The following is a 15,160-nucleotide window of genomic DNA, read 5'->3' on the forward strand; positions in this document are numbered from 1 at the left end:
TGAGTTTTTATTGTTTCTTGATTGTGTAAGGCCTTCCCTTGTTACCACATGGTTTTTTTCGAAAAATGTTCGTAACGTGCAATTATTCGGTATGCAGGTGCAATTATTCAAATGAAGGTGCAAATCTGTCCCGGGAAGGCGCAATTATCCCAATGAAGGTGCAATTAACCCCCATGAAGGTGCAATTTGTACTCTAATCCCTAATTACACACAAAAAAAAACAGCTCTGCTAGTTGCAGAACTGCTTACGTTATTGTATATAAATTAGTTTTGGGTCAGTTGACCTGTCCCCCTGTCCCGAGGAAAGGTAAGACGAAATTGAGTTCCTTCATTTTTGTTACTCGTTACTTCTAGTTTTCCCTTCAGTAGTTTTATGATTTTTATGACGGCCATCATTCCTAAACCGGTGCCTTCTCTGCCTTTCGTTGTAAAAAACGGCTCTCCTAAACGGCTTAGTTGTTCGTTTGTCATTCCATCGCCCGTATCTTTTATTTCCACTAGGATACTATCATTTATTTCTTCTGTCCTTATGAATAAATTTCCGCCATTTGGCATTGCCTCTATGCAATTCTTCGTAATGTTTAAGAAGCATTGCTGTAGAAGTTGTGGGTCCCCTTTGATCTGGCAAGGAACGATAGTGGTTTGAATATCAACACTGTTCATATTTGCCATGGGAGTGATGACATTTATTGAACGTTTGAGTTCTTGTGCAAGATCGACTGTTATATGTTTTTCTGGAGCTGTTTTCGCGAACGTTAAATAATTGATAATAATATCATTTGCTCGGTCTATTTCTTGAAGAGAGATTTCAATAAACTCTTTACTCTTTTCCTCATCCCACTCTTTTTTATGTAGCATTTGTAAGATCCCTTTCACGACAGTAAGAGGGTTTCTGACTTCATGGGAAATACTTGACGCAAGGTGACTAACGACCTCTAATTTTTCTGCTTTTATGACTTGCTGATTCATATAAGCACTCTCTTGTAACAATTCATAAAAATAAACAATAAAAAACGTGCTTAGTAAATGAATTGAGAAAAACGTGAGTATCACCATGTAATCTGAATAATTTATATGGTCAAATAGAAAAAATCGTAAAACAAAAATAACCATACAGACAAAAAATGAAAAACTACAAGCTATCATGATTCGTTTTTTCTTCATAGCTTTATCGAACGATTTCCAGATAAGAAATAACATAACCAAAATGACAATTGAGGAAATGGCCGATGCATAGAAACCACTTCCTAAGCCTGTTATGTACATTCGAAAAAGTATAAAAATAGCTACTAAGGTTACACTTGTTTTTCTTCCGAGGTATAACCCTCCGACCATTAGCGCAATCGTTCGTAAATCCATATTAATCTCATCGCCAATATGAAACGGGAAGAGCATACAACTAATCATAGCCGTGATGACTGAGAGTAGTTTAATAAGATATTTTTGTCTACTCGATATATTCTTAACATTCGTTTCGATGATATGAGGAATAAATAAGAGAAAAACGACTAAAAAAAGCATATTTAATAATAACGTTTCTAGATATGAAAACACCTTATTCCTCCTGATAGTCTTATTAGGAAAGCAAAACGAAGGGCTACCTACATTCCAGCAACTTACTAGATTAACTGTATGGAAATTTTCAATATGTTTCATACAGGTTCCACTTATTAGTACAATCTACATTTCTAGTGGGACGTTCCTATAAATTCGTCAAAAGATGAGAATTTCCTTCTTTTTTTTGTTCTAAAAAGGTCGAATTTACAGGTGTAAATTTATGCCAATAAAACATAGAAAAGATTAGTGGGTAGTAAATAAAAAAACACCCACTTATGTAAGAATTGATTACACATGTGAGTGTCTATTGTGGGACACGGTACCTGTCCCCGTGTCCCAAATGATATCTTGAGGATTTTTCTGTATGTTGTCGTCTTCACTCAAGTCAAAATTTCACTTATGATAGTTTTTCAACATACGAATAGAACGATTTCGACGACTTAGTTCATTGAGCCGTTCCTTTAACACCGTTAGTTTTTCTTTAAATCATATCACCTATTTTTTCCAGTTCCTTAGTTTCATTAACCCCCAATATATTTAATATAAGGTGAATTTATGTATTAGGGTAATCTTATTATTATTCAATGTGTTAATTCTACAATAGAATAAAAAAATACATTAGAATTCCTGTATGAACTCTAATGTGTTTCTTCTTTTTAATTACTTTTATAACAAATACAAAGATGAATACGCATGTTGCACCGAGAAACAGCTAAACTGTACTAGTATCCTTACTAAAAATACCCACTAAAAGCGTAATGAGACCGATTAGAAAAAGGATACCGAACAACAACACCATTACTGCTCCCCCTGCAAAACCATCACCAACATAATCTCCATATGAAATACCAACTAACCATGAAAAGAATGGAGCTATTCCAACCATGGTAGCTATACCCCAGATGGTGAATTTTCTTTTTTTTGACTTACCAACACTTAATTTATACCCAATTACGATAGCGCCAATAACGATAAGTAAAGCAATACCTATTGCCACTCTACATCCCCTCCATAATTTGATTTTACCATATATAACCAAGTCTTTCATTCTTAATCAGAGGTATAATTATTTTACTACAATCATAATGGCATATAACGAACCATGAGTAACCATAGGGATTTGAACATTAGAAGCTTTACCAGATAGAGCTAAAGCGAGAATGGTAAAATCCAATTTAGTCTATTTGGACATATTTTTTGTGAATTTCTATGTAAAAGATTTTGGTGACTGAAAATGTGGGTCAGGGGGACAGGTCAACTGACCCACTTTCACCTCCCCTTCAACTGCTCAAATAATCTCCCTACGTTCACGACTCCTACGTTTTTGTATTTCCCTAGAATCACGAGTTCTTTTGGTAGTTGTCCGACGGTATGGATGCCGTCTTCGTTTAATTGTTTGATAAGGCTTGGGATGCCAGTGAATTCTTCTTTCGTAAGTGTGATGTCTTTTAATGCATCGGTTAAGATGATGTAATCAGCTTTATAAAATAAAAATAGTTCCCCTGGTCGCTCAAGGATTACAGTTCTACGTACCTTCTCTTCTTCAATGAAGATTTGCAGCTCTTCAAAGAATTGCTTGTCATTGTTCTCGTTAAATCGTTTCACATGCTTATGCAAGTCTACTAGATTGCTAGGCAACTCGCTCATGATACGCGCCTGTTGCTCTGCACCTAATCGAATCAAAAACGTCTCTGATTTATCGAAGCGCTGCGGTAATAAAAACGCATCGCGAAGGAAATATGGTACTTCAAGAGTTTCCCCTTTGTACTCGATTATTCGAATCGCAGTATATCCGGGTTCCACTAATTTGGCTGATGGCGTCGCTGTAGTTGTTGCTGCCACTTCCTCCTGCACCTCTTGTCCTTCATTTTCCTGCTTCAATAATGCTTCAATGGCTTTCAACCGAATTTCTAGTTCAGAAATGTCATAGGTTTGATCCTTTGGTGTTGTCGGATCCTTGTATTCTGGTACTTCTATCGTTAAAGAAGAATAGACTTCGATAAACCATCTAACAATCTTGTAAATGGCTTCCCACGATGTGAGTGCTTCCGAAAAACGAAACATCCGTGTATCATGTGAAGCCTGATTTCCAATTTGACGCACAAGATGTAAGGCATCTCTGATTTCATCAGTCAGGATCCCTTCATTATCTAGTATGGTTATTCTTTCTTTTAATGTAATCCGTGGCTGTTCCTTAAGCTTTTCATATTCCATGACTTGCTGAAGAATATTCTCAATCAGTACACGCGAATGAGTTAGCATGGTCCGAGGACTTGTAAAAATACTTTTCTCCAATTCCCCTGCTAACGATGCCAACTCCTTTGATACTGGTTCTAAAAATTGATAAAAATACTGTGATGAATTCATATCTAGTTGTCCCTTCATATACACAAAAATAAAAGGCCTGATTTATCAATCAGACCATTACATTCTATTATTTTAGAGGAAAAATGGTGTCCTATCAAGAAGTTTGAGTTGGGGACTTTGACAAAAAAAGGGTAAATTCCACCTGATGCAACTCCTTATCCCACCTGGATCTATCAACCTCGATAAAAAAGTGGGTCAGTTGACCTGTCCCCCTGACCCACGCTTGACCCACAATCATCCCACTGTCCCAAATATTCGCAAATTTTGAGTATTTCTATTATTATTAGAGGAATATGTTTAAATCGACATATAGATTACTAGTAAAGATGTTGGAAAAGGAGATATGAATAAGATGAGTAATAAGATTAACATTGGGATCGTTGGATATGGGAATTTAGGTAAGGGTGCAATTCAAGCGATTAAACAAACACCGGATATGGAATTGGTAGCTGTTTTTACGAGAAGAGATCCGGAAACACTTATTCTTGATGAGCCGAATGTGAAAACTGTACATATTTCAAATGCGAGTGATTATAAATCTGAGATTGATGTTATGCTGCTTTGCGGTGGTTCTGCAACAGATCTTCCTGAACAAACGCCACATTTTGCGAGCATGTTCAACACAGTAGATAGTTATGATACTCATGCAAAAATCCCTGAATTCTATCAATCTGTAAATGAAGTGGCAACAAAATATGGGACGACCGCGATTATCTCCGTAGGTTGGGATCCAGGTCTCTTCTCTATCAACCGTGTGATGGCAGATGCGATTTTACCTAATGGTGAAAACTATACTTTCTGGGGCAAAGGACTTAGCCAAGGTCACTCGGATGCAGTTAGAAGAGTCAATGGCGTGAAAAATGGTGTACAATACACTATCCCTTCTGAGGCTGCAATAGAAAAAGTACGTAGCGGCGCAAACCCAGAATTATCTACGGCTGAAAAACATCGTCGCGTGTGCTATGTGGTTGCGGAAGATGGTGCGGACAAGGCTGCCATTGAAAATGAAATCAAAACGATGCCTAATTATTTCGCAGACTATGAGACAGAAGTGAATTTTATTGCAGAGGAAGAATTGCAACGCGACCACTCGAAAGCGCCACATGGTGGATTCGTGATTCGTGGCGGAAATACCGGAGACAATAACAAACAAATTTATGAGTTCTCTCTTACATTAGAAAGCAATCCTGAATTTACAGCTAGTGTACTTGTGGCATATGCAAGAGCTGCCTATCGCTTAAGTCGTGAGAAGCAATTTGGTGCGAAAACCGTTTATGATGTGGCACCTAGTTACATCTCGCCACGTTCAGCAGAGGAACTACGAAAAGATTATTTATAAAATAGAAAAAATAGCTCAGTTCAGTGAGCTATTTTTTCTTGTTTAGGTAATTTTAAAATTTTTGAACTGTGGATATTTATTTGGACATCAAGTTCCAGCAACAAGCCCCTCGAGGTCATAAGTCAATTTAGCATTGAAGGCAAAGAGCGCCTTCTATCTAAATCGTCTTATACTTGTCGGACTTGCACAGGACAAGGAAAGCTTCGATAGCATATCATCGCACGAAGAAAATGCATAGCATTTTCGAGGATGTACTGACGTCGACGTTTGCCACAGGACGTGGCAGTTTTAGTCGACGTTCCTCATACGAGGCGCTTGCGCCTTTGTTCTTTCTATGATTTAGTTTGATACATTCGCCACTCTAGCCTTCACTTCGGTTGGAGCACTCACTGCCTGCTTCCTCCAGAAGAATGTCATCACAATTCCAAGTGCAAGTACCACTGTCGCAAAGTAATACGGATAGTCAATATCTATATCTAATAATATGCCCCCTAGTATTGGGCCAGTTATATTCGCTAGACTTGTAAACATCGAATTCATCCCACCAACGAAACCTTGTTCGTTCCCAGCGATATTTGAAAGGTAGGAAGTGACCGCTGGTCGGAATAAATCGAAGCCAACAAATACAATAAACGTAACAAGTAAAATAGCAAAATACGAATGGACAACCGTCATTAAAAACACAAGCAGTCCTGATAATAGCAGGCTATATCGAATCAGCTTAATTTCTCCCCAGATTCGTGTTAACCGGTCAAACAATAAGACTTGTGAAACAGCACCAAAAATCGCTCCACCAGTAATAACAATAGCTATATCAGATGGTGTAAATTGAAATTTGTGATCCACAAATAAACTAAAGAACGATTCAAAAGCGGATAAACCAAATGAAGCAACAAAAATCAAGATAAACGCGATAAAATATTTCGGCTCAAAAATACGTCTGAAACCATTCTTGCCTCCAATTGACGTTTGTTCAGACACCTCTGTTACCCGCTCTGGCTCCGAAATAAACAAAATCGTTAAGATCGCTGCTACAGTACCAAGTGCTCCAGCAAAATAGAATGGTGTACGTGTTCCAAATTCAGCTAAAAACCCGCCAATCCCTGGACCAATAATAAATCCTGTACTAATCGCAGCTGACATATAGCCTAGAGCTTTCGGACGAGTTTCCAGTGTTGTAATATCCGCAATATAAGCAGTAACACCTGGCATAATGAATGCCGCACTGATCCCTCCTAAAATACGAGAAAAGAACAACATTTCAATTTCTTTACCAAGTCCAAATAATAACTCAGATAATCCGAAAATAAATAATCCAAGAACAATCATGATTTTTCTGCCAAATGTATCGACTGCTTTCCCAGCAAATGGCGAAACAATTAATTGAGCAACTGCGAAGGCTGCTGTTAAATATCCTACTGTCTTTCCATCTATTCCTAATTCATTCATCAGTGTAGGTAGTACTGGTATGACAAGACCGATCCCCATAAACGCGATAAATAAATTCAATAATAATAATCCTAATGTTACTTTATAAGACTTCATTTCTATATTCTCCTTACCAACCCGAAATCTTTACTTTCTATATCCTAGTGTATATAGTAACTATATAGTCAAGGGCGGTGATGTAAAAATGAGTAAAAAAAACAAAAAATATTTAACCACAGGTGAATTCGCAAAGCTTTGCAAAGTAAACAAACAAACCCTTTTTTACTACGATCAAATTGGTCTGCTCTCTCCTATTTATAAAAATGAAAAAGGCTATCGTTTTTATATCATCAACCAAATCGAGTTATTTTTTGTGATCGATTTACTAAAAGAACTAGACATGTCGCTACATGATATTCAGCAGTACACGAAAAATAAATCTCCTGAGAGTTTCTTAGCGTTAATGTATCAAAAGAAAGAAGAAATTGTGAAAAAGCGCCAGGAGATTGAAATGAAGGAGAAACTAGTCGAAACAAAAATAGCATTAATGGAGGAGGCTTCTCAGCTAGATTTTCATCAAATTACGCTGGAACATTTTCCAGCGGCTACCCTATATTTAAGCAGAAACATTGAAAACATTACAAATGAAGAATTTGTAGAGGTAATTTCTGAATTTATTAGTGAATTAAATGAATTGCAGCTTGATACAGGCTATCCGATAGGTAGCATAACGAAACGTGAGCGAATCCTTAAGGGTGAATACTCAAAATATAGCTATTTATACATTGAGCAACCACATCCAAAGGAAGGATATCCGTATTTCCAGGCAGTCAAGGGTGATTTCCTAATTGGATATCATATCGGTGATGAAAAGACCATACATACGACATACGAGAGACTATTTACCGAGCTGGAACGTCTTGATTTAGGTTTAGGTGAATATGTGTTTGAAGAGTATATTTATGATACAGTTGTAAAAAATCAAAAGGAACAATACGTTACCAAAATCATGTTGCAGGTAAATAAAAGATAAGTACCAAAAGTTTGGGTATAAAGTGCCCAAGCTTTTTTATATAGAAAAAAATATGTGTAGAATCTTGCATTCTACACATTCTATAATGGGAGGTGATACTTATGGAAAATCAAAATAATGGTCAAAATAGAAACCGTCACGACAACAATGGCGGCTTTATGGAGAAAGTTGGCCAAACGATTGAAAATGTTGTAGACACCATTACAGGAGAAAACAACGAAAACCGCAATCAAAATCGTGGTCAAAAAAACAAACAATAAACACTTACATACCCTTTTCCATGTAAAAAGAGACTGTAAACATCCCTATAGGTGAGGTTGTTTACAGTCTCTCTTTTAGTGAAGTAAGGATTAGCGGTTGTTAGATCCTATGCCTGTACCAGCTCCAGCTCCGGAAGTACCAGCACCTGTTCCGTTACCGCAAGGCCCAGTTCCAGTAATGCCAGCACCGCCAGCTCCACTTGTCCCTGTTCCAGTTCCCATCATGCCAGTTCCTCCATCTCCAGCTGTTCCAGTTCCAGTTCCCGTAGTACCAGTGCCTCCGGCTCCGCCTGTACTATTAATGCCAGTTCCTCTTTGGCCATTGATTTCGTCACAATCTTGTACACGGTTATTCATTATATTACTACGTCCATTGTTATTGTCGTTTCTATGTTCGTTATTTCTTTGATTGAAGCCTCGATTGTTGCCATTATCGTCTTGATTTCTTTGATCTAGAATTCTTACGTTCCCATCATTTTTTGTGTCAAAGTTATTATTATTATCGTTCGTCCCGCATCCTGCTAGTCCAACCACTAATATAGCTGCGCCTAAAATAGACGGTACTGATTTTCTCATGTGTTAGCCCCCTTTTTTATATAAAGACGTTTATATAATCACTAGGATATTAAACGCTCTTGTATAGATTGGCTTAACACGAATGGTTTAAATCTGTTACATATATGGAATTTTTCCAGTAGGACAAACTGTTTTTAATGAATGGAATCTTGTTTGTACTCTTCTTTAAAAAACCAACGATAAAATATCCTTGATAAATAATTTGTTGCCCCTACTGTGAGAAAGCTCCAATACCACTTCCACTTTACATACTTAATAAGGTTTGTATATCTCTTGGCAATCAATTCTCCAATTGTGATGGCGCCTGAATGAGAGAGTATGTAAAGAAACTTGATCCATCGATTCTTTTTTTCGGGGTAATGTAAGTTAAACATCGCACACAAGGCTGGATAAATAAAATATTCGAATGAAAAACTTGTTTTATTTGCCCTCTTAAAATCCCTAACAGGATATTTTATGAGACGCTTTTCAACTACAAGTAGGCCGAACAACCACGTTACGGTCTGTTTGAATGTAAAGGCAACTAATCCGTGTCTTACTTTATCTTTTGGGATAAATTTCAGTAATAGTCCTGCTGTCACCAACCAGAGTATTCTTAGGATGATTTTATCTCTTTTGTAATGTGAAAAATAATACATAATTGCTATCCCCTATTACTTGTAATTGTCACTTAGGCTGTACATCTACATTTATTGTATTATGCTGTTAGTGTGCTCTTCAAATTACCCTTCATTCACTTTCCGCTATTCTACAAAAGATGGAAAACGTATTGTCGCATATTAATTGCGGATATTCGTAATCCTATAACGGTATTACATAATAGAATGTGGAGGTTATTGTAATGGCACAAAACGTTAGAGATATCATGACAGCAGACGTTCTGACAGTGAACGAAACACAGACGGTGAAGGAAGCGGCTGCATTAATGAGTCAATATAATATCGGCGCTATTCCAGTTGTAAATAACAACAAGCAAATCGTTGGTATTGTAACCGATCGCGATATTACCCTTCGTACGACAGCTCAGGGGGAAAGTCCAGAAACACCGGTTTCTCAAGTAATGACAGCACAACAAATTGTAAAAGGTACACCTGATATGGATGCGCATGAGGCAGCAAATCTAATGGCGCAGCACCAAATTCGCCGATTACCAATCGAAGAAAATGGTCAGATTGTTGGAATGGTTGCTTTAGGGGATCTAGCTGTAGAGAATCAATTCGCAAACGAGGCTGAGCAAGCCTTACAAAGTATTTCGACTCCATCTGCACCCCAAGAGTAAAATGGAACAGTAAAAGCACTCCCAATAAAGGAGTGCTTTCATATAGTTAATATTAATATGAAGGAGAATAAATGCGATCAGTGTCTGTATCCAAAACAAAGTCAACCTCGATATCCTCTGAATACGGGATTTGTTCAAAGCTGTAAAGTCTACAAAATACATGTGGAAATTCGCTAGGCTCAAAGGTTACTTTTTTGGCTTGATGATACATTTGTTTCAATTGTTGCTTTGAACACTTTTTACCAGTAAGGAGAACTCTTTGAGAGAACCCGTCAATTTCAATAATCAATCTACTCACTACTGTTTGCTAAACAGTCATCTAGCTAAGATTTTTGCTACTACCTCTATATCTGTACTACCATTACTTCAAAGGCTATATGTATGTATTACTAGCTATCAGCGGAAACTTCATGGTAAAGGTTGTTCCCTGATCAACCTCACTATCAATTTCAATCGTGCCTTTATGGTTTTCGATGATATTTAAGCATACGGCAAGTCCGAGTCCTGTTCCATTCGCTTTTGTTGTGTAAAATGGTTGTCCTATATTCGATAAAATCTCTTTTGGTATCCCATGCCCAGTATCTGCTATTGATACCACCACATACTGCTCATTTTTATAGGTTTGGACCAGGATTTCTCCACCGCTTGGCATGGCTTCAATTCCATTTTGTATGAGATTAATTAGCACCTGCTTTAATTGATTTTCATCACAGGTTATATATTGATCTTCGCTGCCATAATCTGAGATAATCCGCACATTCGCCAATAGTGCCTCTGTATTCATAAGTGTCATCACTTCTTTTAAAACAGAGACAATATTCTTGTCGCTGAAGTTCTCTTTATTTGGTTTTGATAAGAGCAGCAGTTCTTTGATGATCCCTTCTACTCTCGTGATTTCGGAATGCATAATGTCGAGATACTCTTTTTCAAGATGTTGGCCATTTTGCATGAGTTGGATAAATCCTTTAACTGCTGTTAGCGGATTTCGGATTTCATGTGCAATTCCTGCGGCTAATTGACCTGTCATTGAAAGTTTTTCGGATTTCCGAATCAACTCTTCGTTTGCAATTCGTTCACTACTATCTCGGGCTACACTAAGAATATTTTCAATATCACCCTGTTTATTTCGAATCACCTTGTTATTTATTTCAAACCAAAGATACGTCCCATTTTTATGCCTCAATCTACACATTACAATATTTGAATCACAGTATGAACGATTATTTATGGCTTCTAAATCATCTGGGTGAATGAGATTATCTCTACTTTTCCCTACTAGTTCTTCAGGGTTATATCCTAATAGATGATATACGGCTGGAGATACATAGTGGAACAAGCCATCTGCTGTACTGTTGCTAATGATGTCCTGAGAGTTTTCTCCAATCAACCTATGTAATTCCTCACTTTTACGTAGTTTCTCCTGTTCAACTATTCTTTCCGTGATATTCTTCGCGATACCGTAAACACCCACGATATTATTATTTATCAAAATTGGAATATTTGTAACAGAGAGAGTTAGCCTCTCTCCTTGCTTCGAGACAGCATGTACTTGATAGTTTTGAGGTTCCCCTTTTGCCGCTAATTGAAAGTGTCTTTTTGTTTTTTCATAGTCCTCGTCCACTACAATTGGTTTATAATTCAGTCTAAGAGCCTCGTCCTTCTTGTATCCAAGCATTCTCTCAAAACTACTGTTAACAGATAAATAATTCCCTTCCAGGTCTAATGAATAAATCGCATCTGGATTATTCTCAAAAAGTGATTGGTAATGCTCCCTGTTCATATCTAACTCTTCTTTTTCTTTCGTAATATCCTGGAAATGGACAGCAAGACCGTCGTTCCATGGGAATGCACTTACATCGAACCATGTCTTTAACGGAGAGTAATACTCTTGAAATTGAACAGGTTTCCTCATTGTCATCGCTTTGTTGTACTCATAATAAAAAGTGGTTCGAAACGCTTCAGGAAACTCATCCCAGACAATATTCCCTAGGAGCTCTTCTCTTTTTCGTAAAAGAAGCTTTTCGCCTTTTTGATTGATATACGTGAAACGCCAATCTTTGTCTAATGTAAAAAACGAATCTTTTAATTGATCAACTAAGCGAGGCTGGTCATTTATTTTCTTTTTCTTTTTCTTCCTTCGCCATTTTTCAAAAACACCCATAAGCTACCCCTTATTATAAAATTCTGTATAAACAAGTTTCCGTGCCAATTGCAAATTATGTAAGTAAACTAGCTAGTTTTGTAATGCATGAAACTTCCAATTTTCGCCACCTGTTATGATTTTTTCACTAATTATAACACAAATCTTTAACACATTCTGCTGTAATTCGATAATATTTTGAACATTCAGTTAAACCTTCTGCATAATTAAACGGTCTGAATCTATTACATTTCTACCTCACACGTTATACACTTGGATTTTTTTTTACGTATTCGTACTAAATTGAGGTTTTTTCAGTTATTATTAAACTAAAATTATATAAATCATGGAGAATAATTATGAATAATTCGACTCGACGAATTGGATTACTTCTTGTCATTACAGGGGCAACGTTATGGGGTGTTGGTGGAACTGTTGCTCAGAAGCTCTTTCAAGCATACGACATAAATGTGAACTGGCTCGTAACCACACGTTTGCTCATTGCTGGAATTTTACTCTTGGGCGTACACTTTTTGAGAAAGGACCGTTCTCAAATACTAGGTGTATGGAAAAATAAAAAGGTAGCAGCTCAACTAATAATTTTTGGTCTACTCGGCATGCTCGCGGTTCAGTATACATATATGGCTTCCATTAATCATGGAAATGCTGCTGTTGCGACTCTTTTACAATACTTAGCACCTGTCATGATAATCATTTATTTGCTGTTACGAAAACAAACTGTCCTTACCCGTCAAGATCTAGTAACTGTAATTCTTGCCTTAGTTGGATCTTTTTTCTTATTAACAAACGGCTCCATTTCCGAGCTATCTGTACCAGGAATTGCGATTATTTGGGGCGTTTTATCAGGGGTAGCATTAGCATTTTACACCTTGTATGCTGTTCCGCTTCTTGCTCAATATGATTCGCTTTTGATAGTTGGCTGGGCGATGATAATTGGTGGCTTTGCATTAAGCTTTATCCATCCCCCATGGCAGATAGACTTTGCAAGTCTAACGGGGGAAGCCTATTTCTACTTATTTTTTGTCATCATCTTTGGAACAATGATCGCGTTTTGGTTTTATATTGAAAGCTTACAAAGTCTTTCTCCTAAAGAAACAAGTCTACTCGGTACGCTTGAGCCATTAGCAGCCGTGTTAACGACAGTCTTCTGGTTAAAAGAACCTTTTGGGGCTTATCAATGGCTTGGAACTGCCTGTATTATTGGAATGATCGTCTTACTGGCTCTAGTGAAAAAAGCTCCTGAAACATAAAAAAGAGTGCTGTCCCTTTTGTTGGGGAAAGCACTCTCTTCATTTATTTAACTGTAATATCTCCACTATCTGTTTCTAATTGAATCAAAATCGTTCCTTCTCCTACTTTGGCATTATGCTTATATTTATCAAATAAATTCACATCGCCTGCAAATGTACTCACTTCAAAGGTCACGTCAGTTGGTTCTTTCGCAGTTTTAATTTTTATATCCCCGCTAAATGTTTTCCCATGTATATCATCGGTAATTTCACTTGTCGAGATAAAAACGTCACCACTATCTGTCTTTGTTGTGATTGCACCCTGTATGTTCTCTAATTCAAGATCTCCAGAAAATGTAACGGCATCAAAGGATGTGACAGATGCATCTTGTACGGTTAGATCTCCACTGTCTGTTTCCGTCTCAATAACCCCTTCTACCTGATTCATATGGATGTCACCAGAAAATGTTTTGACGTTCATTTTTTCAGATTTGATATTTTCTACCTTTATGTCACCGCTATCTGTTACTAGATTCATTGTTTTTGACTGAAGGTTTTGGACAAGCAAATCTGACGAGAATCCTTTTACCTTTACGTTCTCATACATTTTTTCTGGTGCATATATTTTTAAGGTTAGGGACGGAAAATTAAACCCGAAGCTAAACCATTTTTCACGATTCGATTCCAACGAAACAAAAAGCGTTTGACCATCTTCCATTACAGAAAAATCATTCGTTGTCGTTTCTACACCTTTTCCGACTAACTCCACTCGTGCTTCATCCATACTTGGAACAGATATGAACTCCACATCTGTGCTATCTAGATCTACCTGTATGGATGTGATATTCTCATTTTCAATCGGTTTCTTCTCATGGATGGTAACTTGTTGATTCACCGAACCGTATGTAACGGCACTGCCGACTGCACCAATAAGGAATAATAATAGTGCTACTACCGATAACTTTTTAGCCATGTTTCACCCCACCCTTCACAATGGACACATTGAATTTCAAGTAACGAAGGAAGACATTTTTCACACCAATACTTGCATAATACATTCCTATTAAAATAAATAAACCCACTCCGCAAAACGCGATTGAAACGAATACATCAAACCATTCAAATATGTCAGGTTGTACGACGGTATTAACCACTACCAATAGTGGACTCAACACTCCTGCTCCGCCCGTAATCCAACCTGCTAGTAAAAGGGAAAGAATGACAAGAAATGGTCCGAGAACAATCAATAAGTTAACAAAACCAAGGCCAATCACTGCCCATACCGCACTGAACATATTTCGAGTGGAAGTGGTGGTTTCCATTTTCTCAATATGATAAGTCGCCAATAGCTCTTTTGAAAGTTGTTTCGGTGAACCTAGTGATTCAGCAATCTGACTTTCGGTTTTTCCTTCTTCCAGTCCGATCGAAAAATATTCCTGATAATCTTGTAAGATATCATCCTTTTCTTCTTTTGGCAGCGTTCGTAACCGCCTTTCCAAATCTGATAAAAATTGTTTCTTATTCATGGGATATTCCCTCCTTAATTAGCTGATTGACCCCTTCGGAAAATTCCTTCCACTCATCTACTAATTGGTGTAAGTAAGTACGCCCTTTATCAGTCAGTCGATAATACTTTCTTGATGGCCCTTCGCTTGATTCCTGTAAATATGTTGTAAAATATTCTTCCTTCGTTAACCGTCGTAATAATGGATAGACCGATCCTTCCGAGATTTCAATTTGGTCAGAAATCCGTTGCACGAGTTCATATCCATACCGATCCTTCTTATCCAGCAGCACAAGCACACATAATTCTAAGACACCCTTTTTAAATTGAACGTTCAACCTGTACTCACCTCTTCTCTTGGTTGCTTTATATATAACAATGAACACTACCTTACAATAGACAGTACCTAACCATAAAATATAGCAGT

16 protein-coding genes are annotated in these 15,160 nt (G+C 37.4%); 5 read left to right on the plus strand and 11 right to left on the minus strand.

The annotated features are described in order from the left end of the window. Positions 1–264: 264 nt before the first annotated feature. The 3 genes from ACWNMY_RS21965 to ACWNMY_RS21975 all read right to left on the minus strand — a co-directional run bounded on the left by ACWNMY_RS21965 (position 265) and on the right by ACWNMY_RS21975 (position 3,924). Positions 265–1,554 (minus strand): ATP-binding protein, encoded by a 1,290-nt coding sequence (locus ACWNMY_RS21965; protein WP_449540377.1) that lies wholly within the window; start codon positions 1,552–1,554, stop codon positions 265–267. A 715-nt stretch (positions 1,555–2,269) separates the two neighbouring features. Beyond that, positions 2,270–2,554 carry a hypothetical protein gene (locus ACWNMY_RS21970; protein WP_449540378.1) on the minus strand — a complete coding sequence of 95 codons (285 nt, stop codon included), beginning with the start codon at positions 2,552–2,554 and terminating at the stop codon, positions 2,270–2,272. A gap of 272 nt (positions 2,555–2,826) precedes the next feature. Then, positions 2,827–3,924 (minus strand): DUF4145 domain-containing protein, encoded by a 1,098-nt coding sequence (locus ACWNMY_RS21975; RefSeq protein WP_449540379.1) that lies wholly within the window; start codon positions 3,922–3,924, stop codon positions 2,827–2,829. A gap of 352 nt (positions 3,925–4,276) precedes the next feature. Between ACWNMY_RS21975 and ACWNMY_RS21980 the strand changes: the two genes are divergently transcribed. Beyond that, the gene (locus ACWNMY_RS21980) at positions 4,277–5,263 is read left to right on the plus strand and encodes a diaminopimelate dehydrogenase (protein ID WP_449540380.1); all 987 of its coding nucleotides are present in this window, start codon (positions 4,277–4,279) and stop codon (positions 5,261–5,263) included. Between the two features lie 339 nt (positions 5,264–5,602). On the opposite strand, the gene ACWNMY_RS21985 is transcribed toward ACWNMY_RS21980, so the two are convergent. Continuing rightward, positions 5,603–6,808, minus strand: a complete 1,206-nt coding sequence (locus ACWNMY_RS21985; protein ID WP_449540381.1) for an MFS transporter — start codon at positions 6,806–6,808, stop codon at positions 5,603–5,605. An 88-nt stretch (positions 6,809–6,896) separates the two neighbouring features. Between ACWNMY_RS21985 and ACWNMY_RS21990 the strand changes: the two genes are divergently transcribed. Together ACWNMY_RS21990 and ACWNMY_RS21995 are read left to right on the plus strand one after the other, a co-directional pair. Continuing rightward, on the plus strand, positions 6,897–7,724 hold the full coding sequence (locus ACWNMY_RS21990) for a MerR family DNA-binding transcriptional regulator (protein WP_449540382.1): 828 nt from the start codon (positions 6,897–6,899) through the stop codon (positions 7,722–7,724). Positions 7,725–7,825: 101 nt separating this feature from the next. After that, complete coding sequence (locus ACWNMY_RS21995; protein ID WP_449540383.1) at positions 7,826–7,984, plus strand: hypothetical protein; 159 nt, start codon at positions 7,826–7,828, stop codon at positions 7,982–7,984. A gap of 90 nt (positions 7,985–8,074) precedes the next feature. Here ACWNMY_RS21995 and ACWNMY_RS22000 read toward each other — a convergent pair whose 3' ends face one another. Further along, positions 8,075–8,560 (minus strand): hypothetical protein, encoded by a 486-nt coding sequence (locus ACWNMY_RS22000; protein WP_449540384.1) that lies wholly within the window; start codon positions 8,558–8,560, stop codon positions 8,075–8,077. Positions 8,561–8,694: 134 nt separating this feature from the next. Next, positions 8,695–9,198 carry a CBO0543 family protein gene (locus ACWNMY_RS22005; protein WP_449540385.1) on the minus strand — a complete coding sequence of 168 codons (504 nt, stop codon included), beginning with the start codon at positions 9,196–9,198 and terminating at the stop codon, positions 8,695–8,697. Positions 9,199–9,401: 203 nt separating this feature from the next. Here ACWNMY_RS22005 and ACWNMY_RS22010 point away from each other — a divergent pair, with 203 nt between their 5' ends. Next, the gene (locus ACWNMY_RS22010; RefSeq protein ID WP_449540386.1) at positions 9,402–9,839 is read left to right on the plus strand and encodes a CBS domain-containing protein; all 438 of its coding nucleotides are present in this window, start codon (positions 9,402–9,404) and stop codon (positions 9,837–9,839) included. Between the two features lie 52 nt (positions 9,840–9,891). Here ACWNMY_RS22010 and ACWNMY_RS22015 read toward each other — a convergent pair whose 3' ends face one another. Both ACWNMY_RS22015 and ACWNMY_RS22020 read right to left on the minus strand, forming a co-directional pair. Next, positions 9,892–10,137, minus strand: coding sequence for a hypothetical protein (locus ACWNMY_RS22015; protein ID WP_449540387.1), 246 nt, complete (start codon positions 10,135–10,137; stop codon positions 9,892–9,894). A gap of 75 nt (positions 10,138–10,212) precedes the next feature. Then, positions 10,213–12,000, minus strand: coding sequence for a PAS domain S-box protein (locus ACWNMY_RS22020; RefSeq protein WP_449540388.1), 1,788 nt, complete (start codon positions 11,998–12,000; stop codon positions 10,213–10,215). 338 nt (positions 12,001–12,338) lie between these two features. Here ACWNMY_RS22020 and ACWNMY_RS22025 point away from each other — a divergent pair, with 338 nt between their 5' ends. Beyond that, positions 12,339–13,250 (plus strand): DMT family transporter, encoded by a 912-nt coding sequence (locus ACWNMY_RS22025; protein WP_449540389.1) that lies wholly within the window; start codon positions 12,339–12,341, stop codon positions 13,248–13,250. A 43-nt stretch (positions 13,251–13,293) separates the two neighbouring features. Here ACWNMY_RS22025 and ACWNMY_RS22030 read toward each other — a convergent pair whose 3' ends face one another. From ACWNMY_RS22030 to ACWNMY_RS22040, 3 genes are read right to left on the minus strand one after another with little or no spacing between them, the layout of a single operon-like run. Beyond that, positions 13,294–14,202 (minus strand): DUF4097 family beta strand repeat-containing protein, encoded by a 909-nt coding sequence (locus tag ACWNMY_RS22030; protein ID WP_449540390.1) that lies wholly within the window; start codon positions 14,200–14,202, stop codon positions 13,294–13,296. Then, the gene (locus ACWNMY_RS22035) at positions 14,195–14,755 is read right to left on the minus strand and encodes an HAAS signaling domain-containing protein (protein ID WP_449540391.1); all 561 of its coding nucleotides are present in this window, start codon (positions 14,753–14,755) and stop codon (positions 14,195–14,197) included. Before ACWNMY_RS22035 ends, ACWNMY_RS22030 begins: the two co-directional genes overlap by 8 nt. Further along, positions 14,748–15,071, minus strand: a complete 324-nt coding sequence (locus ACWNMY_RS22040; RefSeq protein ID WP_449540392.1) for a PadR family transcriptional regulator — start codon at positions 15,069–15,071, stop codon at positions 14,748–14,750. Before ACWNMY_RS22040 ends, ACWNMY_RS22035 begins: the two co-directional genes overlap by 8 nt. Between the last annotated feature and the right edge of the window lie 89 nt (positions 15,072–15,160).

Source organism: Ferdinandcohnia sp. Marseille-Q9671, assembly GCF_976954385.1.